This window comes from Virgibacillus oceani, from assembly GCF_014638995.1.
GTDB lineage: Bacteria > Bacillota > Bacilli > Bacillales > Amphibacillaceae > Virgibacillus_E > Virgibacillus_E oceani.
On sequence record NZ_BMFR01000010.1, the window covers coordinates 74,396 to 98,848 of the forward strand.

25 protein-coding genes and 3 pseudogenes are annotated in these 24,453 nt (G+C 36.8%); 23 read left to right on the forward strand and 5 right to left on the reverse strand.

Annotated elements, in window-relative coordinates:
* The first annotated feature begins 197 nt into the window (after nucleotides 1-197).
* The 9 genes and pseudogenes from IEV74_RS12550 (at nucleotide 198) to IEV74_RS12590 (ending at nucleotide 6,607) form a co-directional block, all read left to right on the forward strand.
* Nucleotides 198-515, forward strand: a complete 318-nt coding sequence (locus IEV74_RS12550) for a PadR family transcriptional regulator (RefSeq protein WP_188455713.1) — start codon at nucleotides 198-200, stop codon at nucleotides 513-515.
* Nucleotides 502-1,071 carry a DUF2812 domain-containing protein gene (locus IEV74_RS12555; RefSeq protein WP_188455714.1) on the forward strand — a complete coding sequence of 190 codons (570 nt, stop codon included), beginning with the start codon at nucleotides 502-504 and terminating at the stop codon, nucleotides 1,069-1,071. The genes IEV74_RS12550 and IEV74_RS12555 overlap by 14 nt, the downstream gene beginning before the upstream one ends.
* A 95-nt stretch (nucleotides 1,072-1,166) precedes the next feature.
* A complete protein-coding gene (locus tag IEV74_RS12560; RefSeq protein ID WP_188455715.1) occupies nucleotides 1,167-1,625 on the forward strand; it encodes a GNAT family N-acetyltransferase in 459 nt (152 codons plus the stop codon).
* Between the two features lie 654 nt (nucleotides 1,626-2,279).
* A complete protein-coding gene (locus IEV74_RS12565; RefSeq protein ID WP_188455716.1) occupies nucleotides 2,280-2,876 on the forward strand; it encodes a lipoprotein BA_5634 family protein in 597 nt (198 codons plus the stop codon).
* A gap of 225 nt (nucleotides 2,877-3,101) precedes the next feature.
* Nucleotides 3,102-3,581, forward strand: a complete 480-nt coding sequence (locus tag IEV74_RS12570; RefSeq protein WP_188455786.1) for a GNAT family N-acetyltransferase — start codon at nucleotides 3,102-3,104, stop codon at nucleotides 3,579-3,581.
* Between the two features lie 692 nt (nucleotides 3,582-4,273).
* On the forward strand, nucleotides 4,274-5,152 hold the full coding sequence (locus IEV74_RS12575; RefSeq protein WP_188455717.1) for a sigma-70 family RNA polymerase sigma factor: 879 nt from the start codon (nucleotides 4,274-4,276) through the stop codon (nucleotides 5,150-5,152).
* Nucleotides 5,153-5,232: 80 nt separating this feature from the next.
* A complete protein-coding gene (locus IEV74_RS12580; RefSeq protein ID WP_188455718.1) occupies nucleotides 5,233-5,601 on the forward strand; it encodes a DoxX family protein in 369 nt (122 codons plus the stop codon).
* A 119-nt stretch (nucleotides 5,602-5,720) separates the two neighbouring features.
* A pseudogene (locus IEV74_RS12585) lies at nucleotides 5,721-6,020 on the forward strand (M24 family metallopeptidase); the annotation flags it as partial.
* Nucleotides 6,021-6,157: 137 nt separating this feature from the next.
* Nucleotides 6,158-6,607 (forward strand): DUF1569 domain-containing protein, encoded by a 450-nt coding sequence (locus IEV74_RS12590; RefSeq protein WP_188455719.1) that lies wholly within the window; start codon nucleotides 6,158-6,160, stop codon nucleotides 6,605-6,607.
* 589 nt (nucleotides 6,608-7,196) lie between these two features.
* Here IEV74_RS12590 and IEV74_RS12595 read toward each other — a convergent pair.
* Nucleotides 7,197-7,736, reverse strand: coding sequence for a CBO0543 family protein (locus IEV74_RS12595; RefSeq protein WP_188455720.1), 540 nt, complete (start codon nucleotides 7,734-7,736; stop codon nucleotides 7,197-7,199).
* A 375-nt stretch (nucleotides 7,737-8,111) separates the two neighbouring features.
* On the opposite strand from IEV74_RS12595, the gene IEV74_RS12600 reads away from it, so the two are divergent.
* Nucleotides 8,112-9,332, forward strand: a complete 1,221-nt coding sequence (locus IEV74_RS12600; RefSeq protein WP_188455721.1) for an MFS transporter — start codon at nucleotides 8,112-8,114, stop codon at nucleotides 9,330-9,332.
* A 142-nt stretch (nucleotides 9,333-9,474) separates the two neighbouring features.
* Here the strand turns inward: IEV74_RS12600 and IEV74_RS12605 are convergent, their stop codons facing one another.
* Complete coding sequence (locus IEV74_RS12605) at nucleotides 9,475-10,215, reverse strand: SDR family NAD(P)-dependent oxidoreductase (RefSeq protein WP_188455722.1); 741 nt, start codon at nucleotides 10,213-10,215, stop codon at nucleotides 9,475-9,477.
* A 176-nt stretch (nucleotides 10,216-10,391) separates the two neighbouring features.
* Between IEV74_RS12605 and IEV74_RS12610 the strand changes: the two genes are divergently transcribed.
* Nucleotides 10,392-10,949 (forward strand): TetR/AcrR family transcriptional regulator, encoded by a 558-nt coding sequence (locus IEV74_RS12610; RefSeq protein ID WP_188455723.1) that lies wholly within the window; start codon nucleotides 10,392-10,394, stop codon nucleotides 10,947-10,949.
* A 145-nt stretch (nucleotides 10,950-11,094) separates the two neighbouring features.
* Nucleotides 11,095-11,856: a DUF3888 domain-containing protein gene (locus tag IEV74_RS12615; protein WP_188455724.1), complete on the forward strand. Its 762-nt coding sequence runs from the start codon at nucleotides 11,095-11,097 to the stop codon at nucleotides 11,854-11,856.
* A 102-nt stretch (nucleotides 11,857-11,958) separates the two neighbouring features.
* Here IEV74_RS12615 and IEV74_RS12620 read toward each other — a convergent pair whose 3' ends face one another.
* Both IEV74_RS12620 and IEV74_RS12625 read right to left on the reverse strand, forming a co-directional pair.
* Nucleotides 11,959-12,420 carry a YozF family protein gene (locus IEV74_RS12620; protein ID WP_188455725.1) on the reverse strand — a complete coding sequence of 154 codons (462 nt, stop codon included), beginning with the start codon at nucleotides 12,418-12,420 and terminating at the stop codon, nucleotides 11,959-11,961.
* A 142-nt stretch (nucleotides 12,421-12,562) separates the two neighbouring features.
* Entirely contained in the window at nucleotides 12,563-13,024 is a 462-nt protein-coding gene (locus IEV74_RS12625; RefSeq protein WP_229683179.1) for a DinB family protein, read from the reverse strand.
* 637 nt (nucleotides 13,025-13,661) lie between these two features.
* On the opposite strand from IEV74_RS12625, the gene IEV74_RS12630 reads away from it, so the two are divergent.
* The 6 genes from IEV74_RS12630 to IEV74_RS12655 all read left to right on the forward strand — a co-directional run bounded on the left by IEV74_RS12630 (nucleotide 13,662) and on the right by IEV74_RS12655 (nucleotide 18,494).
* Nucleotides 13,662-14,357, forward strand: a complete 696-nt coding sequence (locus IEV74_RS12630; RefSeq protein ID WP_188455727.1) for a response regulator transcription factor — start codon at nucleotides 13,662-13,664, stop codon at nucleotides 14,355-14,357.
* Nucleotides 14,350-15,444, forward strand: coding sequence for a sensor histidine kinase (locus IEV74_RS12635; RefSeq protein ID WP_188455728.1), 1,095 nt, complete (start codon nucleotides 14,350-14,352; stop codon nucleotides 15,442-15,444). The genes IEV74_RS12630 and IEV74_RS12635 overlap by 8 nt, the downstream gene beginning before the upstream one ends.
* Before the next feature lie 114 nt (nucleotides 15,445-15,558).
* A complete protein-coding gene (vanY, locus tag IEV74_RS12640; protein ID WP_188455729.1) occupies nucleotides 15,559-16,434 on the forward strand; it encodes a VanY-A/VanY-F/VanY-M family D-Ala-D-Ala carboxypeptidase in 876 nt (291 codons plus the stop codon).
* A gap of 213 nt (nucleotides 16,435-16,647) precedes the next feature.
* Nucleotides 16,648-17,331 carry an HAD family hydrolase gene (locus IEV74_RS12645; RefSeq protein WP_188455730.1) on the forward strand — a complete coding sequence of 228 codons (684 nt, stop codon included), beginning with the start codon at nucleotides 16,648-16,650 and terminating at the stop codon, nucleotides 17,329-17,331.
* Complete coding sequence (locus tag IEV74_RS12650) at nucleotides 17,312-17,593, forward strand: toxin-antitoxin system YwqK family antitoxin (RefSeq protein ID WP_188455731.1); 282 nt, start codon at nucleotides 17,312-17,314, stop codon at nucleotides 17,591-17,593. The genes IEV74_RS12645 and IEV74_RS12650 overlap by 20 nt, the downstream gene beginning before the upstream one ends.
* Nucleotides 17,594-17,897: 304 nt before the next feature.
* A complete protein-coding gene (locus IEV74_RS12655) occupies nucleotides 17,898-18,494 on the forward strand; it encodes a hypothetical protein (RefSeq protein WP_188455732.1) in 597 nt (198 codons plus the stop codon).
* An 80-nt stretch (nucleotides 18,495-18,574) separates the two neighbouring features.
* Here the strand turns inward: IEV74_RS12655 and IEV74_RS12660 are convergent, their stop codons facing one another.
* On the reverse strand, nucleotides 18,575-20,131 hold the full coding sequence (locus IEV74_RS12660) for an MFS transporter (protein WP_188455733.1): 1,557 nt from the start codon (nucleotides 20,129-20,131) through the stop codon (nucleotides 18,575-18,577).
* Nucleotides 20,132-20,753: 622 nt separating this feature from the next.
* Between IEV74_RS12660 and IEV74_RS12665 the strand changes: the two genes are divergently transcribed.
* The 5 genes and pseudogenes from IEV74_RS12665 to IEV74_RS12685 form a co-directional block, all read left to right on the forward strand.
* The gene (locus IEV74_RS12665; RefSeq protein ID WP_229683171.1) at nucleotides 20,754-22,322 is read left to right on the forward strand and encodes an FAD-dependent oxidoreductase; all 1,569 of its coding nucleotides are present in this window, start codon (nucleotides 20,754-20,756) and stop codon (nucleotides 22,320-22,322) included.
* A 441-nt stretch (nucleotides 22,323-22,763) separates the two neighbouring features.
* On the forward strand, nucleotides 22,764-23,117 hold the full coding sequence (locus IEV74_RS12670; protein WP_373284343.1) for an ArsR/SmtB family transcription factor: 354 nt from the start codon (nucleotides 22,764-22,766) through the stop codon (nucleotides 23,115-23,117).
* Nucleotides 23,118-23,135: 18 nt separating this feature from the next.
* Nucleotides 23,136-23,633 (forward strand): SRPBCC domain-containing protein, encoded by a 498-nt coding sequence (locus IEV74_RS12675; RefSeq protein WP_188455735.1) that lies wholly within the window; start codon nucleotides 23,136-23,138, stop codon nucleotides 23,631-23,633.
* 265 nt (nucleotides 23,634-23,898) lie between these two features.
* Nucleotides 23,899-24,260, forward strand: a pseudogene (locus IEV74_RS12680) (HAD family hydrolase); the annotation flags it as partial.
* A 24-nt stretch (nucleotides 24,261-24,284) separates the two neighbouring features.
* Nucleotides 24,285-24,437, forward strand: a pseudogene (locus tag IEV74_RS12685) (IS1595 family transposase); the annotation flags it as partial.
* Between the last annotated feature and the right edge of the window lie 16 nt (nucleotides 24,438-24,453).

A 24,453-nucleotide genomic window follows, 5' to 3' on the forward strand; every position in this document is an offset into this window, starting at 1 on the left:
GAATAAGATGAACACAAAAAGTCGATTTTCCTTGCATTAATGGAAATCGACTTTTTTGGATTAAAATTTTGCCTGATTATTAAGGTTTTACATCAAGTTCCTTCGAGATAGTAAAAAAGCTATTGACTATTCAGTTGAACTGTATTACATTAATATTAAGTCAAACTATATAGTCAAACTGAATAAAGGGTGAGAATATGAAACATAAATTATTGCCGTTGTCTGAAACCATGCATTATATTTTATTAGCCTTACGTGAGCCACTCCACGGCTATGCGGTAATGCAGAAGATAGAACAAATAAGTAATGGTACTGTTATTTTAGCGGCAGGTACATTATACGGTGCGATTGAAAACTTGAATAAACATGGTTGGATTGAACCTGTTGGTAATTCTGGCAGGAGAAAAATTTATAGGATAACTGCGAAAGGAAGCGCCATTTTAAAAATGGAACAAGAAAGGCTATTGCATATTTTATCTTTGTACGGAGGGGATGATTTAAATGAAGATGTTTAACCTGTCTTTTGATATTGAAAAAGAAGAACAATGGCTGAACGAGCAGCTGCAAAAGGGCTATCGCTGTACAACTATTAGTGGATTGGGGATATATACGTTTGAAAAAACGGACAATAGATATGTGATGCGGCTAGATTATCAGGATTATTTACCAAGGAATAAATTCAAGGAATACAAAGCGATCTATGAGGATTTTGGTTGGAGCCACATAAATGGGCACCGGCTGGGTGGTAGACAGTATTGGCAAAAAGAAGCTGATGGTCAAAACGAAATCTTTTCGGACCGCCAATCAACGGGTAATTATTATAAGAGATTAATGGGTTATTCATTTTGGCTGGGTATGCTGTGTTTGTTTTTTTCTTTTTCGATTTATAAGGATTCGGGTTTATATTTAACTGAGGGTCTTTGGAATATGAAAGGTTCCTTGTTTTGGAAGGCACTTTTATTTGAAACACCATTTGCCCTTTTGAGATTTCTTCCTGTACTTATGGCTGTTTTCTTTGGTACCAGTTACTATAGAGCCTATCGAAAGTATTCCATTTTAAAAGCAAAATAATATGCCAGGCCATAGAAGTAATGGAGAATAATGTATATACAGCAATCTGACCATTTAATGGAATAGCTGATAATGGTAAGAATGGGGGAAGAACGATGACAGTAATATTAAAAACAATGAGTTCAGATGAATTTCAACGATATCTGGATTATGCAATTGAGAACTTTGCAAACGGACAAATTACTTCTGGAAATTGGAAGCAAGAAGGAGCAATTAATAGGGCGGCGGAGGAACACAAACGTTTACTTCCTGACGGGCAGAATACCGATAACAATTATTTATTTACAATTCTTGATGGAGACCTAAAAGTTGGAATGGTATGGCTAGCAAAAAAAGATGATAATAAGGGGGTTATTTATGATATTAACATTTGGAAAGACAATCAAGGCAAAGGTTATGGAAAACAAGCAATGAAGCAGGTTGAAATTATAGCCAAAGAGATTGGAGTGAAAATGATACGACTTCATGTCTTTGGTCATAACAAAGTGGCAAGGGGTTTATATGAACAACTAGGATACGTTGAAACAAATATAAAAATGGAAAAGTTATTATAGGTTATTACAGAATAGGGCGCGAATCTTTAATAAGGATTGACGCCATTATTGCACAAATGGGACATTTTGCGGAATAGGCAGGAGTCTTTAATTGAAATTATATGCGAATTCCTATTAACACAAAATATATACATCTATTAATTTGCTAAAGAATCCATTTTCTCAAAATGGATTCTTTTATTTTACGTAAAACAGTAGACTTTACTGAAATTTTGTTTCAAAGCCCGCCTCAACAAAAAATCATTGATGCATTGTCAAAAAACTGAATACATGATGAGAAAAATTGTAACCATTTATTTATTTTTGAAAAGAGGTTGGGTCTATCATTTATATATCCTCCCTTCGATATAGCAAAGCATATACCTATACTTATGTATGTTCAAAAAGATACCCTTACAAAACTGTAAGACAAATGTCATCTAGTTAGATGGATAGGAATGAATGTGTCTCCTATAATGAAATCAACAGCAAGTTATTAATTACTTAGGAGGGGAAGTTAGAATGAAAAAAGCCATTGAAATCATTGCAGCTGTTGTCAGAGTTTTGGTTGATGGCAAGCAGGTGACAAATCAATTAAACAATCAAGAGGTACCTCATTCGGCGATTTAGCTGGATGATTTCTATATAAATAATAAGAAAAAGGAGTATATACGAATGAAAAAATTATTAAGTGTTTGTTTCATAGCAGTTATTGCAGGATCATTGATAACGGGATGCAGCGCAATTAACACAATTAAGGATACGTTTGCCAAGGCTAATGGGGTTATTTTATTTGGGAGTCAGAACCAAATCAAGGAAGCTTTTAAGCAAGAAGATGAAGATATTGAAGAAAAAGATAAATATACAATTAAGGTTGCAGAAGACGGAGATCAAAAAATCATGATTTTAGATGAAAAAACCGCAAAAGAACTTGTGGAAAAAGAATTGCTTAAGGAAGTTAAAAATGATTCCGACACAGAACCGATAGCATCATTACCTGAAGTGAAAGAGGGGAATGGCGTGCTTTTTGCAAAACAGCAGGACAAGGAGGTCAATCTTGATGGAAAGCAAGTAGAGGTAACTTATGAAGGAAATAAAATTATCGGAGATGGAAGGAGCTACGTTGATGCGTTTATAATTGTAGATGGTACTGATTTTTCTACAATGAAGGGGACAGAAAAAACAATGGGTATTATTAAATACGATAAAGACCCAAGTAAAAAATTAGACGAATTCGATGTTGAACAAGTTCAGCTCGTAAAAATAAAATGATAATTATAACAGGGTCAGTTCTTTTTAAATGGACTGGCCATTTCGTTGAATTATAGAAAGATGGCCCATTATGGTATACTAATGAAAAATTATGTTCAGGATAGCAGCGATCGTTCGTTGGAGGTTAATTTGATTAGGAAATGTTGCTGTTTGGAAAGAAACCAGAGCGATTACGGTGGGAAATTATACTTCATGAAAGGGGGATATTGCTCCATGGAGATAAATATGAGAATTAGAGAATTTCAGGGTCCAGATGTTGATCAGGTTGTTTGTTTATTTTATGATACAGTACATTCGGTAAACGCAGTAGATTATTCAACGGAACAACTTAATGCTTGGGCACCAAAAAAAGGGATAGAGGAAAAATTAGAAAGCTGGAATAAGTCTTTAAGCAATAATGTCACTTATGTTGCTGAAATAAACGGTGAAATTGTCGGTTTTAGTGATATGACACATAAAGGGTACCTGGATAGACTTTACACTCATAAGGATTTTCAGAGACAAGGAGTTGCAACGGCTTTAGTAAATAAGCTTGAGTCCGTAGCAAGGAAAATTAAACTTACGGAAATTAATACAGAAGCAAGTGTGACAGCTAAACCATTTTTTGAGCATCGTGGGTACCAGATAATTAGGTCCCAAAACGTAGAACGAAAGGGGATTATATTAAACAACTATCAAATGTCGAAAAAGTTGGTTGCCGAGTAATTATAGTTAGTTGTGGTATATCGGAATAGGGCGCTATTGTTTAGAATCAAACAGTGGGGAGATACCTGCTGTTGTTTGTCAAATTTTGTTATTTATGTTGAGTGAAAATAAAGTCGTTTAAAAATCACTGTTGAGCTTTGAGATTAGGTTGGATTATTATTACTAAAGTTCGGTAACCTATTAAAAGTTTTGATACAATTACGTTAATAGCCAAATTATAACAATCGGGACATTTTGCGGAATAACTTATTGTAATGGAGTTTTGAAGCAATTGGGTTTTTTTATTTATTTTAAGTAAAAACAAAGGGCCATCAATATTAAGAAACATTTAATATTGACGGCTCTTTTTTATAATTTATCAATCACTTTTGGTAGTACAATCCAACGACTCCGTTATCATATGTTTTACTACTGCTTAGGTTCATGGAAAATTGCTTTTGAGCATGAGCAAATAGTTTCTCGCCTTGTGAAACGATCACGGGATTAACTAGCAACCATAGATCATCAAAAAGATTATTTTGGATAAATCGTTGCCTATGGGGTGAGCAAGTTTTTGCACTGAATTATCAAATTTAGGAACCATTGTGTATCAGCTCATAAATTAGAAGTAAAGTTTTTTTCAGCTTTCTGTCACATTCGTGGTATTTCATTCGTCATACTTATGAAAACAAATTGAGAAGGGAATGTTACCGATGGATCAACACTATTGGTTAACCGAGCAGTTTGAAGAGAACCGTGCTCACATGCAGGCTGTGGCTTATAATATGCTCGGGTCCGTGAGCTACGCGGAAGACGCTGTCCAGGAATCCTGGATCCGCCTCAAACGCTCTGATATGAGCGAGGTTGAAAATATTCGCGGATGGCTGACGACCGTGGTTTCACGGATTTGCCTTGACATGCTGCGTTCACGAAAGGCACGTCATGAAAAATCAATGGAGGATTATGAAACTGAGAAGGTGATAGACCTGAATTCTGCAAGTAACCCTGAATATGAAGCAATGTTGGCTGACTCGGTTGGTCTTGCGATGTTAGTGGTTCTTGATAAGTTAAATCCTGTTGAGCGCATTACGTTCGTACTACATGATATCTTCGCTGTGCCTTTTGCGGAGATCGCATCCATTGTCGGACGTACTGAGACTGCGACCAGGCAGATGGCGCACCGTGCGCGCCGCCGGGTACAAGGAGCGAAAATTGCCCAAGAAGCCGATTTAAGCTATCAGCGTCAACTTGTCGACTCTTTCTTAGCTGCGGCACGAACGGGCAAATTTGAAGCGCTGCTTGAAGTACTCGATCCCGATGTCGTACTACAGGATGACCGCATGGCTATAGATAAGAATGGATCAAGCGAGATTCATGGGGCACGCGCCGTCGCCAAAATGCTCATGGCTGGTCGCGCCAAAGCCGCACACCCAGCTCTCGTAAACGGGTCAATTGGTGTCGCCGTGGCTCCAAGCGGAAATCTATTGCTCGCACTTGTGCTGACGTACATGGGAGGAAAAATCGTTGGAGTCGATGTAGTCCGGGATCCAGAATGTATCCAAGAGCTTGATATAACTGTTTTAAGTAGGTAAGTGTTGAAACAACGGTTAAAAAGACGTTAGCAAAACAATTGCTTGGAATTTACAGCTAAAATAATAAGGAGGAATTGAAAATGATGGTTTTTTCAATCATACTGCAATCTTTACTTGTCATATACTTTGGTTTTTCTGGTGTCAGCAAGGTTGCAGGAGTTAAATATTGGGTGGATATTTTCGAACATCTCAAATTGCCTCAATGGTTTCGTGCCGTAACGGGTGTTGTCCAATTAATCGGAGCCGCCGTTCTAGTGATCGGATATTGGTCCGCAGAATTCGTTATATTGGCTGGGATTTGGCTCGGCATTACTATGCTGATCGCTTGCTTTGCCCATTTCAAGGTCAAAGATCCAATCGGCAAAACAGCACCGGCTTTCGTTTTTTTTGTACTGATCAGCACACTCCTAATCCTTAACTTAGAGGACTTATTACATGTCTTCTCATAAGACTATGGGAGTAGCTTCAGTAAAGTGTATTTATCCATTTTAGAAGGTAAAAAGTCTTTATTTCATAAGGATTTACATCATCAATTGCAAAGGGCCAGTGCCTTAACATTTCTAAAGATAATGTGGATGTTTCTGGCTCAAAGAATGGTTATTTCGGTGTAACAGGAAACTCGTTTGTATTAGGCGAAGGAGAAGAAGTGTTATCGAAAATATGCGACGTCGCTAAAAAAGCATTTGAAGCAGGTCTTAAAAAGCAAAACCTGGTTCCAAAAAAAGTGGAATTGGAAAAGTAGTGTTCCAAACAGCAAAACAGCATGAATTAACTGTTATCAAATACCTTACAGGACATGGTATTGGACGGACAGTAGACAAAAGCACCTGACCATATTTATAATTATAGGGATGCATCAAATGATGAATGAACCATTTAACCAAAGAATTATACGGAGAAATAGGAAAAATAGACTGTACCGCCAAAATATGCTTCAGGGACATCGCCATCAGTAGAAAAAGTGCTGTTTTATAAGAAAAGAAAAATATCAGGGAGATTACTCTAATGAAAAATATTTATAATTATTTGCATACAGAGGAAATTTTAAACCGTATCGATAAATTAACCCTAAATTCCCAACCGATATGGGGGAAAATGGATGTTGCCCAAATGTTAGCTCATTGCTCATCGTTCCAAGACATTGCAATGGGAAATTCCTTTCCACAAAGAGGTTGGTTGGGAATATTAATAGGACAGTTTGTGAAACCAATGTTTTATAATGACAAGCCGTTAGCTCATAATATGTCCACTATTCCGACCATTTTGATTACAGATGAAAAAGAATTTGAAACAGAAAGAGAAAAACTGAAACAAAAAATCAAAACGTTCCAAAATAATGGGCCAGAGAATTGTACAACTCATCCCCATTCTTTTTTTGGTAAACTTACTTCTGAGCAATGGGGGAAGGGAATTTACAAGCACCTTGACCATCATTTAAAACAGTTTGGTGTGTAGACATTGAAAGTATGGCGAAATACGCATGTTTGGTTAAGTTACTTTTTTCCAAGTGGGAACCCGCTCTGCTAGCTCTTTACATACATATACGTTACGTTACCACAAAGTTAAGAAAATGGGTGGTTTACGTGGCGAGATTATTGAATTAAAGCCTAATTTCCAGAATACATCAAGAAATTAGGCTTTATTTAGAAGAGCGCCTTTTATGTATTATAAAGGGTTTCTTTATACTCCGCCACACTATTCGCTCTTTAGTCCTCTTATCGATGCTACCATGTATTCCTTCACTTCGCCCATTATCTCGGTGAAGATAGAGATAGTGTGAAGCCTATATTTGAGCGCGTTCACGAGTATTTGTTTCGAGAAAAAACTAATTTAGTTTAGTAAATTATTGTGCGAAGGTATAAAAATGGGGACCACAATATTAGATGACTATAGTGGTGGAGGTGAGGTTATTTTTTGAGTTGCTGCTTTGTTCAGACTGTTTATTTAAATAAGAGGCAGGTTTTGGATGTAAATTACATGGTGGAGACTTAATGTTATATTTACTAACAAAAATACGTTTTGCCTAACCATGTACAATCCCTTTTTACGTATCTTTTGCAATCTTACTCATTTGATAAGAAAGGACAAATATTACAAACATGGAAACAAACGAGTATACATATTGCCAATTGTATATTTCAAAAATCCCTATAAATTTTAATAATGGAAGTCCGATAAATGAAACTAGTAAAGACAGTACAATCCCCTTTAAATAAGCATTGATAGTTGGAAATAACTGAATGGAGAACATAATTAGTACTGGAATTATAAAAAAGTTCCATGGTATGTAATTAGAGGCCATCGGTAAAACTTCATAGAGATAATCAAACATTCCAAAGAAAAGATATGTCGTATCTAAAAATGCTGATAAAATTGCAGCAGTCAGCCCTGCCAGTAATAATTTTACTTTTAAATTTTTATTATGATATTTTATCCATAAGGTAATCGAAACAAGGCAAACGAAGACACCTAACCACCAATGCCAGCCAAATAAAACATATTCTTTCCAAATGTCCAGCTTATATTGGTTAACCTGTAATAGCTGATCGCTCAGCTTTTTTGTTGCATCATGATATTGGTCCATAGTTGCCACCCTTTCTAGTACTTATTATTTGAATTAAGAAAGGTTTTATACGCAACATCAATAGTGGAACGTTATATTTGTTTCTTCTGTCCGTGATTTTCTGTTTCACCGATTAAGATCTTAAAGTGATTTATTAACTTAATCCGTATTAAGTTGTTTCAGTCTGTATAAAATAATTTATTTATACTTCCGGTCAAAGAGTGAAAAAGATGTTTTTCAGTAATGTTATTTGCACCCCATATTTCCACTGATGCAAGAGTTCAACAAGGCGATCATCGAAACGGTTGTCTTTTTTTCTGAATCTATCAGTTTAGTATTATGCTATTATTGGAAAGTACAACGTGAAATTTTTAGCTAGGGGAAGAGACGTAAAACATGACACTATTACTATTAGTAATTATTTATTTGGCTTTTATAAGTTTAGGATTACCTGATTCATTATTGGGTGCCGCATGGCCTGTGATGCAAAAGGACTTCGGGGCTCCACTTGAGACAGCTGGTTTCCTATTTATGACAATTGCGGGAAGCACCATTGTTTCCAGTTTAGTTAGTGGAAAATTACTTAAACGGTTTGGAACGGGAAAGGTAGCATTCTTTAGTGGCTTCATAACAGCAAGTGCTTTACTAGGTTTTTATTTTGCGCCGTCAATCATTTGGTTGTTTGTATGTTGTATACCTCTTGGACTAGGTGCTGGGGCTGTAGATGCAGCTTTAAACAATTATGTTGCAATCCATTATAAGGCACATCATATGAGCTGGTTACACAGTTTTTGGGGTGTAGGAGCTTCCCTTGGTCCAATCATAATGGCCCAGTTTATTTCAGAACAAAATGGTTTTAGAAATGGTTATCTTTCAATTTCCGGAATTCAATTCGCGTTAGCAGTTATTCTTATATTCTCTTTACCATTATGGAATAGGGTTTCCAAAAACAGTAATATGGCAGTAAATAATAGTTTGGAAGATACCCCTTATGAATCTGCCCATGAAAATTTGAAACATATAAAACCTTTGCAGATTAAAGGAGTCAAACTAGCATTGTTATCCTTCTTATTTTATTGTGGGGTTGAAGCTACGGTGGGACTATGGGGAAGCAGCTATCTTGTAAATATGAAGGAATTGCCGGCATCGGTTGCTGCCCAATGGGTTTCATTTTACTGGGGAGGATTAACAATTGGTAGATTTATAACTGGGTTTGTCACATTCAAAATGAGTAACAAAATGCTTATTCGAATGGGACAGATTATAGCAGTAATTGGTGCTGCACTATTAATACTGCCCTTGCCATCTTTTATATCGCTTGTTGGCTTCATTATGGTTGGATTGGGATTAGCACCGATATTTCCATGTATGTTACACGAAACACCAAGGCGTTTTGGTAAGACACATTCCCAAACAATTATGGGTTATCAAATGGCAGTTGCTTCAACAGGCAGCACATTTATTCCACCCCTTCTAGGTTTAATAGCATCCTATACAACGATAGGGATTTTTCCGTATTTATTGGTTATTTATATTGCATTGATGCTTTTATGCTCGGAACAATTAAATTCCTTAATTAGAAAAAGGGTTCGTTTATCCAAGGTTAAGGTAATTTAACTATACTTAGTATGTGAAATTTCTAGGGTGATAAGGAAATAAGAGCAGAAGGGTTAGTTCACCTTCTGCCCGACTCTAATAAATCCCCGTCAGCTTTATATGCAGCTCTAGTAATAAATGAGGAATCAGTCGATGCTGCACATTATTGAGCAAACAATCCTCCATCAATTACAAACTCTGATCCAGTAGAATAGCTAGATTCTTCAGAGGCAAGGTAAATTACTAGATTAGTTACTTCTTCCGGTTTTGAGGTTCTCCCCAATGGAATTGTTTTACTGATTTCAGCGAGCATTGCCTTCGTCTCATCATTCATCGTCATAGGCGTTTCAATTATGCCTGGATGTATCGAATTAACCCGGATACCGTATTCACCAAATTCAAGTGCGGCGGCTTTTGTCATGCCTCTAACGGCAAACTTTGAAGCAACATATGATATCTGATTTCTTCCAGCAATAAGTCCAGATAAAGAAGAAATATTAACAATAGAACCATTTTTAGTTTGTCTCATAGAGGAGTAAACGGCTTTCATTCCTAAAAAAACAGATACTTGGTTAACATCAATCACTTTCTGATACTCTTCTTCAGTGGTTTCTTCAATAGGGTTATTGGGTGCGATACCTGCATTGTTGACTAATATATCAACAGGTCCAAATTTTGCTTCGGCTTCAGCGACAACCTGATCCCAATCTGCGGCACTTGTTACATCATGTTTCATGAACTTTGCATTTTCTCCAAGTTCGTTGGCTAATGCTTGTCCCTCTTCAAATAGAATATCCGTCAAAATCACTTTTGCCCCTTCATTTATAAATCTGCGTACGTGGGATGCACCCATTCCTCTTGCTCCGCCTGTGATGATTGCCACTTTACCATCTAATCTTCCCATAAATATGTCCTCCTCCTAATTAATTATGATTTATATAAACTAGACAACACTGTGTTTATAAAGTATTTTATTATAAGAAAGCGTTTACTTCAATCATCAATATGATGAAAAATGTTGTATAGTAGACACGTATCATAATAATGATGAAAAGGTTAATGGTTTAGGAGGATTATATGATGAGTAAAGGACTTGACCCACGTGTGATTCGAACAAGACGATTATTAATGGATGCATTGATTAATATAGTTGCGGAAGACGGTTATGAAGCTGTAACCATTCGTGAAATAGTTCGGAAAGCAAAAGTCAATCGATCAACGTTTTACCTTCATTTTCGTGATAAGGAGGATATAGTGACACAAATGCAGGATGATCTATTGAACATGCTGACGGAATCATTAAAATACCCAACATATACGTATGAGTCAGCAAAAGAAGATTACAAAAAGTCAAATAAACCAATTAAATCACTTGTTGCTATGTTTGAGCATATTCAGATGTATTCATCACTTTATAGAAGTTTGTTAGGTAAAATGGAGTTTCGTAATCGTGTTACAAAAGTATTTATAGATGAGGTACTGCGATTTAAAGATAGTTTTTGGGAGGCAAACTTTATGGCGAACGGGACAGTTGGGTTTATTCACTACTGGTTAGAAAATGGTATGAAGGAATCAATTATGGAAATGAGTTCCTGGCTTACACAAGCTATTTTGTTTCCGCTGGCAAAGTTCAAGTGATGAAGTAACAGGTGCAATAATATAACAATGCGGTCTGAAAATGATCGTCCTTTTTCTTTTGAAAAACATTTGATAGTCGGGTCTGATAGTTGTATTTTTTTCTTTATTGGGAAATCTAAACCTAAAATATTTTAGGTGGTTGCATATGAATAGAAAACTTTGCCTTGTACTTTCAATTTGGTTGTTCTTTATTCTTATCCAGCCAAATAACATCAATGCTGAACAAAATAAAATTGATAATACATTATTGCTTGACACATTGATTACGTTATTGAACCCGTACCTATCAGAAGGGATAGAACATTATTATGGATACCATAAGTCGTATGGTTTATATGACATAAAAATCATCAATATATCAAGGGAAGAAGGGAGGGAATACAGCTTTAAAGTCAAGGCTCAGGTAAATACCTTTGACGAAGCCCATAACCCTCCTTATGGTATAGAAACAATAATATTGGAAGTTAATGTGGACAAGGTTAAAATCATTAAATTCATCCATAAGGGGGATGAATGGGAGAGAAAAATAACAGATTTTTATGATGAAACCATTTCAGATATTCTACAGACATATGAATTAAACTTAAATTCCTTTAAAAAACTATACTACAAGCAATTGTTGTTTAAATCAGAAAAACAAAAGGAATACAAATCCCTTTCAAATATTGTAACTGGCATCATAGACAATCAACTAACTTCCGAAATAAATAGCCCATATACTCCAAATAAAAATGTAATAACACCTGTTACTTTTATTAAGGGAAATCAGGGATACATTCTTTTTAAAAAGGCAGATGGGACAAACATTGTTGTAGAGGTGTCAAAGTTAAACGGTAAATGGGTGGCTGTAAAAGAGGAAAGTAAACAAGGCAAGAAAATGAAATACGATTTGCTTTGGTATATGTAATAGTAGGAGTTCAGTTAGGGAGATACTCCAAGTACACCATTTATGGGCGCCTCTCTTTAATTATGGTAAGCGCCCATATAACCCCTGGGTCGAGGCAAAAGGTTATTCAGTAAATGTAAATGTTTCCTTTAAAGTTCTGCCGTTTTCGGTCCATAAGATTACTACTTCTAATTCTGTAGCTTTTTCGGCAAAAATAAAATTATCAAATTTGAAGGACATACCTTTATCTATACTTTCGCTGACTTCATTGCAATCTTTACCATCGGGACAACTGAAAAGGGAATACATTGTTGTGGAATCAGGCTCATTTCTAAACATGTAAAAGTCCACAGATTCTACATCCTTACCGATGTTCTTAACAGTTAAAGAGTAAGTCTCAAATTTTCCTTTTTGGGGCTTCGCTAAATCCTTCCCTTGTTTAGCTTCACCTACTTGAACAGCCCACTGTTTCGATGTTTGTTTGGTGGGTAATTCGTTGAAGTCTGAAGAAGCGTGTGCCCCTATGGCCGTCCCCATGAGCAAAAGGAATAGTATCCATGTAACCATAAACTTTAATTTAGACATACCTATAACCTCCTGATTTTAAGTTATAGGTAGTATGTTCTAAATGGTTTGAATTATGTTTTATCGATTTTAGTTAACACCTTGTTAGCGAACAAGGGTTTATCAAAATACCATTTAATGATATGCCTTCCTACAAGTAACATTACCTGATATAAAATGCCGGTGGTTCAATACCAAGCATCCGCAAATATATATAACCCTGTCCACGATGGTGGATTTCATTTTCCAGTGCGTATTGAAGCCGTTCAATGTGGCTTTGCTGCCCGGCGCCAAAAAACGGATCTTCCATCATCTCGGCAAGTCTTTCTTCCGTAATAGCGGACCACATATCACGTGTCTCCCCGCTCATTTTCTCACAGGCCGTAAGCAATTCAGCTTTCGTTGATACCTCCGAAAACGAGTCTTTAAACTCCCAATCATCTCGTGCAATTCCACTCATAAAAGCTCGCTCGACATTCAGAATTTCTTTCATCATCGCAGCATATGGCCGAAGAGGTTCTACAGGTGAATAATCGAACAACTTATCTTCTGGAAAAGCCTCAATCGTTCGGATCGTTAGCCTACGATTTCCTTCCAAAATCTCCATAAATTTTTCTTTTGACATCACCAATTCAATCTCTCCCTTGTTATATAGTTGGAAAAATTAAAAACTTCCACCGAAGCATACATTTACCGAGGTATACTTAGACTAATAAGGATCCCTTGACGACCCTATCAGTAAGGTTTATTTTCTTAATTTTCCCCTTAACATCCAGTGATTCAATTCTAATGGTGTGCAGTAGCCGAAATGCCTTTTCCTCCTATGGGTATATTCTTTCCACTCCTGCAGTTATCGGTTCGGCCCATCGACGTTGAAGCTTCTTACAGCATATCTGCCAAAGCATCGCGTTTTCTTCAACAGCGGCAAACTTGCTGAATAACCCGTATTTACTTAATGTCATTCCTCCATTAAAAAAAAGTACGATATAATAATATTCCACCTAACTTTTGTAAATCCTTCTGCATGTCATAAAAATATTACAAAATAGTATTTCAAAATCTTTAATAGACCATGAAAGCAGTAATGGTTATTAATTTAGAGTTATCATGACATTTTATGTTAACATCTATATATAAACCGAAGAGTTATATTTTATTTTATGCAGCAGCAACAAGACCATTTTTTAAAAGAATAGGAAATAATAGAAAATCAACGGGACTTGAAAAATAGCTGTATGTTAGTTTTATTTAGGAGTGGGAAGATGAAAGATATTTCGATATTAATTGCCGATGATGAGGAGGAAATTGCTGATCTGATTGCCTTTCATTTGGAAAAAGAAGGGTACCATACTGTTAAGGTGCCGGATGGACAAGAGGCTGTTCGCATTGTCGAGAAGCAGGCATTTGAATTGCTGATTCTGGATATAATGATGCCGAAATTGGATGGATATGAAGTAACCCGCCGTATTCGTGAACAGCATAATATGCCTATCATATTTTTGAGCGCTAAAACATCTGATTTCGATAAAGTACAGGGACTCGTAATCGGAGCAGATGATTATATGACCAAACCATTCACACCCATTGAATTGGTAGCCCGCGTAAATGCCCAGCTGAGGCGATTTACGACATTGAATCAAGCTACGAATGGAAATAAATCAACTCTTGCGTTTGGTGGACTGATTATTTCTCCTGAACAACGTGCGGTTACGCTTTACGGAGAATATATTGAGCTGACCCCTAAAGAATTTGATATTTTGTATCTGCTAGCTAGTCATCCAAAGAAGGTGTACACTGTGGAAAACATATTTCTCAAGGTGTGGGGCGAAGCATATTTTGAAAGCCGGAATACCGTTATGGTACATATACGTACGTTACGAAAAAAACTGAAAGAGGATAAACAGAGAAACAAATTAATTAAAACAGTGTGGGGAGTTGGGTATACATTCAATGGTTAAAATCGTACGAAGCTTTCGCGCAAAAATGATCATGTTAGTTGGATTAAGTATGGTTCTGTCTGGTACGATAACGTATATAATCTTTAAAATACTTCAATTTTATTATCATACCTGGGTTGATTACGGTGATCCATTGGCCAAATTACGTTCATTTGTGTACAGAATTGGTGACATTAATTTCTTTTTGCTTCTATTTATTCCACTTTCCATATTGTTTTTCTTTATCCTTACGAAACGCTATTCTACTTATTTTAATAAGATTTCTAGCGGAATTCACTACCTTGCTCGCGGTGACTTTCAACATCAAGTTAATATCCAATCAAATGATGAGTTTAACGATATCGCGAAAGACATCAATCTCGCTAGTGAAACGTTAAAAGAAGCCATCGAAAGAGGTGACTTTTCGGAAAGCAGTAAGAACCAGCTAGTCGTAAACCTGGCGCATGATCTGCGTACACCACTGACCTCTGTTTTGGGTTACTTGGAATTAATTCTTAAAGATGAAAGCATAACAGAAGAACAAGCAAGACATTTTTTAACGATTGCTTTTACTAAATCACAGAAGCTAGAAAGATTAATTGATGAATTATTTGAGATAACGAAAATGAATTACGGTATGCTGCCTTTGGATAAAAAAAGATTTGATTTAACAGACCTGCTTAACCAATTAAAGGAAGAATTGTATCCTGTATTCGAAAATAATCAGTTGGTTGCTAGAATAAATGCTCCTGTCCATTTACACATTTTGGGCGATGGAGACTTGCTGGCACGACTATTTGAAAATCTTATCACCAATGCAATTCGTTATGGATATGACGGTCAGTATGTCGATATTAATGGTTTCATTGAAGCAAATGAAGTGGTAGTACAGGTTGTGAATTATGGGGATAGCATTCCACCAGATGAACTCCCGCATCTATTCGATATGTTCTATACCGGAGACAAAGCACGCACCCATAAGGAAGACAGCACAGGGTTGGGCTTGTTCATTGCGAAGAATATTGCAGAGCAGCACAATGGATCAATTACCGCTGAAAGCAGTATCATACAGACAACATTTGAAGTCCGATTGCCATTGGATAAGTAAGATAGATTGTTTGTAAATACATGATTTAAGAAAAATTTAAGATTTACCTCACCCTTTTTTTAAACAGTTTTAGCTATCCTTTAAAATAAAGAGGAATAAGGAGGAAACTGAAAAATGAAGAAGTGGGGATTTTTACTAGTATTACTTTTGTGCTTGGTTTTAACCTTCCTATATAATGGATCGTTTTTCGAATCAAAAGCAGATTTACCAAATGTAGAAGTGCAAAAATATGATCAATCAAAGGATAAAAGGGCTTCCGGCAATAGCCAGCAAAAAGATATTACAGAAGAACAAATTTATCAAGGGAATCTGCTATTGGTCAACAGTAAGTATCCAGTTCATCCGGAAAGTATTACATCAGATGTCGTTGATCTTTTTAAGCACAGTGAATTGGTAAATGGCTTCGGATTGTTGGACAGAACTTATTTATCAGAAAATCTTGTACGTAAATTTTCAGCTATGATGGCTGCTGCAGAAAAAGAGGGAGTCTCAGATTTTTTCATTACTAGTGGTTTTCGGGATTTTGATGCTCAGCGTAAACTGTATCAGGAAAAGGGCTCTGCCTATGCCCTGCCAGCCGGATATAGTGAACATAATTTAGGTTTATCGCTTGATGTAGGTACCACTCAAATGGCTATGGCTGAAGCACCTGAAGGAAAATGGATAGAACAAAATGCTTGGAAGTTCGGATTCATTCTAAGGTATCCAGAGAATAAAACGGACATAACGGGAATTCAATATGAACCATGGCATATCCGCTATGTTGGGCTTCCGCATAGTGCGATTATGAAGGAAAAGGGTTTTGTATTAGAAGAATACCTAGCATACCTAAAGGAAAAAAAGAAGATTTCGGCAAAGGTCAAAGGTGAAAAGTATATTATTTCCTATTACCGTTTTTCTGAAAACATGACCATTCGTATACCGGAAAATCACGAATATGAGATTTCAGGTGATAATATGGTTGGAGTAATTGTGACTGTTTATGAATGATAAAATAATTGAATCCACTGGAAGAGTAAATTTATAGATATGAGATTTTTCCGCGGTCAGATAATATCAGAAATAGCTTAGAGTCGAAGTGTATTTACGAAATAAAAGCCTATACTGCTATTTCCGGGTGTAGGGGATTCGTAATATACCAATGTGAAATAGTAAATAATATGTTTTCCCTAGATAAAACTTTTTGTTAAAGGATGTGTGATCATGAAAGCAATTATTTTTGATTTTGATGGTACACTTGCTGATACGTTGCCAGTTTGTTATTACGCATTTCAATCTGTATTTAAGGAATTTGATAATGTTGATGTTACTGCAGATGAAGTTAAGGCAATGTTCGGTCCATCAGAGACTGGAATTATTAGAGAAAATCTTACGGATCCTAACCATGATAAGGCAATAGAATTATATTATGAGAGATATAATGAACGACACAGTGAGCTTGTTTTTAATAATAAGGAAATAAACGATCTGCTGTTGTTTTTAAAAGAGGAAGGTTATAAATTAGGGATTGTTACAGGAAAAGCAAAAAGAAGCTTACTTATTTCTTTAGAATACCTTGATATGAGCGACTTATTTGATGTCATTATTACCGGTGATGACGTCAACAATCCAAAGCCCCATCCGGAAGGAGTCAATAAGGCATTGGAAATACTTGACGTAAAAAACACTGAAACTGTTTTCCTGGGAGATAGTAACGCTGACATTTTGGCTGGCAAACAAGCTAATGTTCACACGGTTGGAGTGCTGTGGTTGCCAAATTACCAGGCACCAGAGTTTAGTGTTAAACCAGATCAATTGTTTAGTAGTGTAGATGAATTCATAGTATCTCTTAAGAAGAGAGTAAGTGATAAAATATCGGAGGTAAGACATGGGAAACGAAAAATGTGACTTGAAACACCCGAATGGTATCAAGGAAAAGAAATTAGAAGTAATTGATGGATACACGATAAAGTACCATGCAAATGGAAAAACAATATGGTCAAAGGGGAAAATGATTGGTGATAAGCCAGATGGTTATTGGGAATGGTATCGTGTGGATGGAACCATCAAGCGCTCAGGGTACTTTGAAAATGGTGATCCTGTTGGTGAATGGATTACTTATGACAGTAAAGGTAAGAAATATAAAGTGACTAATCGTGATAAAAAATAAATGTGCAAATTAAATGAGAAATAAGTATTGAAGGAAAACCTTATGTGAGTAATATTATAATTTTGATTTTATATCTAACAGACAATAGTGAAACAGGATGATCAGTAAAATGGTCATCTTTTTTAGTGGCGGACAAGAAAAGTAACTCATCAACAAACAAAACTGGCCATATTGTGGAATAATTAGGTCTGTTAAAACCAGTGTAAATGAAACCATTATACTGTTAATTACGTATGACTAATTACAAAGATAAAAAAGGGAAAATTCAAAATTACCAGATTACACAAAAATGGGGGCGTAAAAGTTGAAGAATGCTAGAATATCTATCGTAGTATTTTTATTAGTTGCTTTTTCAGTAGGGATGTCTGCTTGCGAAGATTCCACCAGTGATAGTGCTGTGCTAAATGATCAGTCACAAAAAGCTCAAACATCTGAAGACAAGGACGAATCTGAACGAGCATTCGAGAATTCAGCAATTGAGCTTGGCGAAGAGTTTATTAAAACGTTATATAATGTTGACGACCCAAGTTTTGATGTAAAGAAATTAAGTATTAAAAAGTTGATTGATTACCAAAACAATTTTTCGTTTTATTTCACGAAAAAGGAATTTGAAGATTTAAGAAACAACAGGTTTTTTACAATACCACAAGAAGCGGCAAACAAACTGAACAATAAAATTTCTGTACAAAATATTAAATTTGAAAAATATGAACAAGACCAATCAGAAAGTAATTCACTCGATTTTAATCATTCTTTTAATTTAATATTTACTGATCTAGAAGGAAAACAGGTCGATAAAGTAAAAATCAATGGTCAAATGACTATTGTAAATACTGGGAATGGGTTAAAGATTGACCGTTATTATGATGGTAAAACCCTAATGAATATACTGTATCGGTGAAATGCTGTTATTAATTATTAATTAATTACCTATTGAAATTACCGTTTTAGCACCGGTCTTCCTCGCCATTTGATTATCGGTCAAGGTTCATCATTGTTTTCAGTATCGGTACGTTTACCATTATCGCCGTGGTCAATGGTGAGTCCGTCATCATCCATATCCATGTATAGTTCATCTTTGGTGGCTACTTCCATATTGAACTTTCCTTTTTCTTCATTCCACCACAGACCATCATCATTTTCCTCTAGAACATCAGGAATTTCGCTTTTATCCGCCACAGCGGGTGGTGAACCTCTCAGCGGTTTTCCGGAAGTTTCTTTCACAAAGACTGTCATAACTACAACTCCCACGAGAGAAGCAAACATAATGTAATAAGCTGGAATAAATTGTGAGCCTGTCCAACTGATCAACCATGAAACCAAGAGCGGAGCTGTTCCACCAAATAGCGAGACTGAAATGTTATACGTAATGGAAAGTCCACTGTATCTCACCTCCGTAAAGAAAAGGGATGGTAACAATGATGGTAACGTGCCTTGGAAAGTGGTAAAAAGAAGTGCCAGGATCATAATCCCAGTGAAAATCCATACTGTAGTCCCACTACCGATCAACATATACGAAGGGATAGCCAATAAGAGCATACCAATTAATCCGCCTAGAATAATCCTATTTTTACCGAAACGGTCACCTAAAAATCCCATCAACAAGACAATTGGAAGCTGTATGCACATTACGACCAAAATGATAAGCAACCCTGTTGTTTGCGAATAACCGAGAACCGAATTCAAATGTGAAGGCATATACGTAAGAACCGTATAGTAAATCACATTATAAAAGAACACGATAATGAGTCCTTTTAATAATGGAGCCTTGTGGTTGACGATAATATCTTTCATCGATATGTGATTACTGGATTCAGCGTCCATTTTCTTTTTGAAGGCAGGGGTTTCCTCCAACTTCGTCCGAAAATATAGCCCAATCAAGCCAATGGGTGCAGCAATAAAAAATGGGATCCGCCACCCCCAGGCAAGCATCGTATCTTGGCCAAGAATATATGTCAATAAGGTGACGGTACCTGAACCGAATATATACCCGCATAACGTCCCAACCTCGAGTCCACTTGTCAGGAAGCTACGTCTTTTGTCGGGTGATGATTCCGCTAAAAAGGTCATTGCCCCCGAATATTCACCACCGGTTGAAAACCCTTGTACCAATCGTGCCACAAGCAACAGAATTGGGGCCATGATGCCAATTGACCCATAACCCGGAATAAAACCGATACTCAACGTTGCCAGCGCCATCATGATCAGTGTGATCGCAAGAATTCTTTTACGGCCCAGTTTATCCCCCAGCATTCCAAAGAAGATCCCGCCTAGTGGTCTTACCAGAAACGCAACGGCAAATGTAGCAAAGCTAAAAACAAGTTGCGTTGGTCCGCTAAAATCGGGGAAAAACACCGCACCAATCGTTGTTGCCAGGTATGCGTAAATACCGAAGTCAAACCATTCCATAGCATTCCCTATCCCGGTCGCAACAACGGACCGTTTTACCACATCTGTATCAACAACTGTGATGTCTTCTTCATTCAGTACTTGACCTGCTATTTTCTTCCGTTTCCTCTTATCATTGCGGTTCCTCATCAAGCACACCTCCTCACTATCTGTATCTTTGATTTAGTATTTGTATTTCGTTTCAAATTATTTTGTTTTTGGAGATTTTTTTTAGAGCGCAACTTTGCAGAGTTGAACAAAAGTTAGCGACGCATTCCCCTACAGAATCTTGATTTAGTGGGAGTTAGTCGCTAAGGTCTATTGTGAGTACCATTTAAATTCTGCTCCAAAAAAAGGTTGCCAAAAATAGTGGTGTAAATGATTCGAAAATTTTTTACCAATGTACTAGGAAGTGACAGTTTTAAAGCTGTTAATCGTAATAGAGATATTTAGTTGAGAAGGGGCATCAAATTAGATTTGAATATGATCTTCTTCCCCGTTAATTGCGATTGGTGATAACCCGATTATCGAGGGGCATAATCAAACCGTGAATTTAAAAGAAGCGGAATAACTGTTTATTCTAATAGGGCTATCTCAAGTTGGGGTAGTCGTTTTTAATTTTTGGAATGCTTTTTATAAAAAATAGGCTAATTTTTTTAGATTTGCCTAAATTAAGTTTGATGAAAACACTTTTGATCATGTGGCATTGAATAGTCAGCGGTGATATGGTAACCATAAGATTATCTAGTACCGAATGGAGGTTTTATTTGTTATGGATAAACATGGGAAACTGCCTGATTCCACCGAGTCCTATTGGATAGACTCGACCGACGTGCCAACGTTCCCGCAATTGGATGAGAACATTTCTGTTGATGCTGTTATTGTAGGAGGTGGTATTACTGGAATAACATCTGCCTATCTTTTGGCAAATCAGGGACGAAAGGTTGCCCTCCTTGAAGCCGATCGGGTATTAAATGGAACAACAGGACATACAACAGCGAAGATTACGGCCCAGCATGATTTAATATACGATGAACTTATAACCAACATGGGAAAGAGTAAGGCGAGGCTGTATTATGAAGCTAATATGGAGGCATTAACGTTTATCAAAAAAACCATTGATAAGCTGCAAATCAAATGCGATTTTAGCGAACAGGATGCCTATATGTATGCAACGACAGAGGAATACAAACTAAAAATCGAAAAAGAAGCCGAGGCGTACAAGACGCTGAACATCGATGGTGAACTGACGGATACAATACCCTTGGATATACTAGAGATCAGAAATGCACTAATTATGCGGAAACAAGGACAATTTCATCCACTCAAGTACTTAAGCACCCTCGTTCAACAGATTAAAGAAAAGGGAGGTCTTATATTTGAAAATACAACGGCTGTTAATGTTGAGACCGGGGAACATACGACGGTACTAACTCGTGACGGATTCCGCGTTACTGCTAAACATGTACTTGCATGTTCACATTTTCCATTTTATGAAGGGGTAGGACTTTACTCTACAAGAATGTATGCTGATCGATCGTATGTACTTGCGGCAAAGACCAAAAAGAAACTTCCAGATGGGGTTTTTATTAGTGCGGGAAAACCAAAACGTTCCCTAAGATCCGTAACTATAAACGGGGAAGAAATGGTACTTATTGTTGGGGAAAGTCATAAAACGGGGCAGGGCATCGATACAATGAAACATTACGAAGCTCTGGAGGACTTTGGCCAGCAGGTACTGGGTCTTGAATCCATCGAATATCGCTGGTCAGCACAGGATTTGACCACATTGGACAAGGTTCCCTATATTGGGGCGATAACATCTGGAGATTCTAACGTGTTAATTGCCACGGGATACAGAAAATGGGGAATGTCCAATGGAACTGCCGCAGCGCTTCTGCTTAGTGATATTGTATTGGGAAAGAAAAATAACTTTGAACAATTATTTACCCCTACAAGACCCCAGGCAACGCAAAGTCTAAAAAACTTTTTTGTTCAGAATGCAAATGTTGCCTCCCATTTAATTAAGGGAAAACTGGAATTGTCCAATATTGATCCAAAAACTTTATCCAATGACCAAGCGGCTATTACCACGGTCAAAGGAGAAAGAAAAGGAGCATACAGGGATACGAACGGTGAACTTCATATTGTGGATACAACTTGTACGCATGTAGGGTGTGAGGTCGAATGGAACAGTGGTGATCGAACCTGGGACTGTCCATGTCACGGTTCTAGATTTTCATTTACCGGTGACGTAATTGAGGGACCAGCGGAGAAGCCATTACAAAAATACGACTATAAGATGATTGACAATCTTACATCGGAGGATTCCGGTTATTAGGGCGGATGGTTTTTTAGGAGTATCCGAGTGCAAAGGAAAATCCACGGGGAGGCATCTGCGGTTATGTCTTGGGATCTCGTCGGAATTGGAGAAGCTGCGATAGCAAATGATTAGTTGATATAAGATGTATTTAAGGATTTATAAAGCAAGAATCAAATAGTAAACAATTGGGCGCACTTCCGGAATAAAGGATTGCGCTTTTTTATGTATCAGTAACGATTGGTGGGTATTATTTTTTATTATTGCTCCTTTTGATTGTCTTTGTCAGTTTCTATTGTGGATAGCGATCTTTACAGATGGGTTACTATGCTTTTTTAGTTATTTGCTTATTTAGATAATGAAAAGGTCATAGGCGGTTCTGCTAATACACCAAAGAGTTCTTGATTTATATATTCCCATTATGGTATATTCCTATATAGGAATATATAATTTGATTATAAGGTGGTGTTCGAATGGAAAATGGAATCTAAAATCTTACGCGCTCTTGCCGAACCAGGGAGATTACAAATTGTAGAGATACTTCGCGAGGATCCGTTAACGGTTGGTGATATCGTGGATCGCCTTCACATTCGCCAACCTCAGGTATCTAAAAATCTTCGTGTACCGCATGAAGCTGGCGTAGTTGAGTATAAAGCGGATGCGAATCGTCGTATCTACAAGCTGCGACCAGAGGCTTTCAAGGAATTAAATCTTTGGTTGGGGCAATATAGTGAATTGTGGGAAGAAAGCTTTGAAAACTTAGATGGTTATTTGCAGGATTTACAAAAAGGCAGAAATCAAAAGAATGATAACTAAATTTCTGGAGGAATCTAAATGTTAACTCAAGTTGAAATAACTCATACCGTCAATGCTTCACGTGAACTGGTTTTTAAGGTATTTTCCGAATCAGAACATTTAAAGAACTGGTGGGGGCCAAAAGGTTGGAGGTTTACTGTTTCCCATTCTGATTTCCGCCCGGGCGGCAGATTTCATTATAGTCAGAAACCTGCTGATGGTGATGTAATGTGGGTTAAATTTGTATACCATGAAATTATTGTACCGGAGAAAATTGTCTACACCAGTTATTTTTCTGATAAGGATGGTAACATTGTGCGTGCTCCCTTTAACGAGAACTGGCCTTTGGAAACACTGAATACATTGACATTCAAAGAAGATGGGGGTAAAACAACGATTACAGCGATAGTAGCTCCCGGTGCATCGGCAACCGAAAATGAACGGAAAACCTTTGAAGAGTCCCAAGATATGGTTCATGAAGGGTTTTCGGTCACCTTCAATCAATTAGAAGATTATTTGTCAAACGGACTAAAATAATCCGTATCAAGAAAAAAATCACCGAATCCTGTCGGTGATTTTTTTCATACAGCTTCTTTAAACCCTTCATTTCCGTCGGGTGCACTCCTGGAATAAAGGATTGTGTTTTTGGTATAGGTCACGATTGTTAAGGAATTTTTCTACGCAGATTTACCGATTAGGTAGTTTAGTGTAAGCTTAATTTGCGAAGTTATTATGAAAAAATAATGCGTAATGATTTTGTAAGGAAATCTTCTGTGCGATATGTTTCACTATAGTGTCAAACACTATTATAAATACGATAAAAATGCATGAGCTGCAATTATAACAAATGGCTCAACCCAGAGACAAAAAGCTAAAATAATGAACACTAATTTAAATGATTGTTTCGATGTAATAATTATTTCTGAAGAAGCGGGAGTTAGTAAACCTGACAAACGCATATTTGAATTAGCATTAAATAAGCTTCATGTGCAAGCGGAAGATACATTATTCGTTGGAGATGACATAGAAAAAGACATTGGTGGCTGTCAACATGCAAATATAAAGGGGATATGGTTCAACCCTTATATGATCAAGAATGATACCGAAATAAAACCATATGCCGAGATCCATTTTTTTGATAGATTATTAGGTTATATTACATAATAGTGGTGGTCATCTGTAATTACATGGATCGACCGCTTTAAAGGTGTTGCTACGAAATATCTTGATAATTACCTTGCTTGGTTCTTATTTGTTGATAGTCGAAGTAACGAAAGCACGGAACAGCATATAAAAGAATTTCTATTAACATTATTTGTATATGTAATGACAGACACATAGGAACGTTGACGGCTTT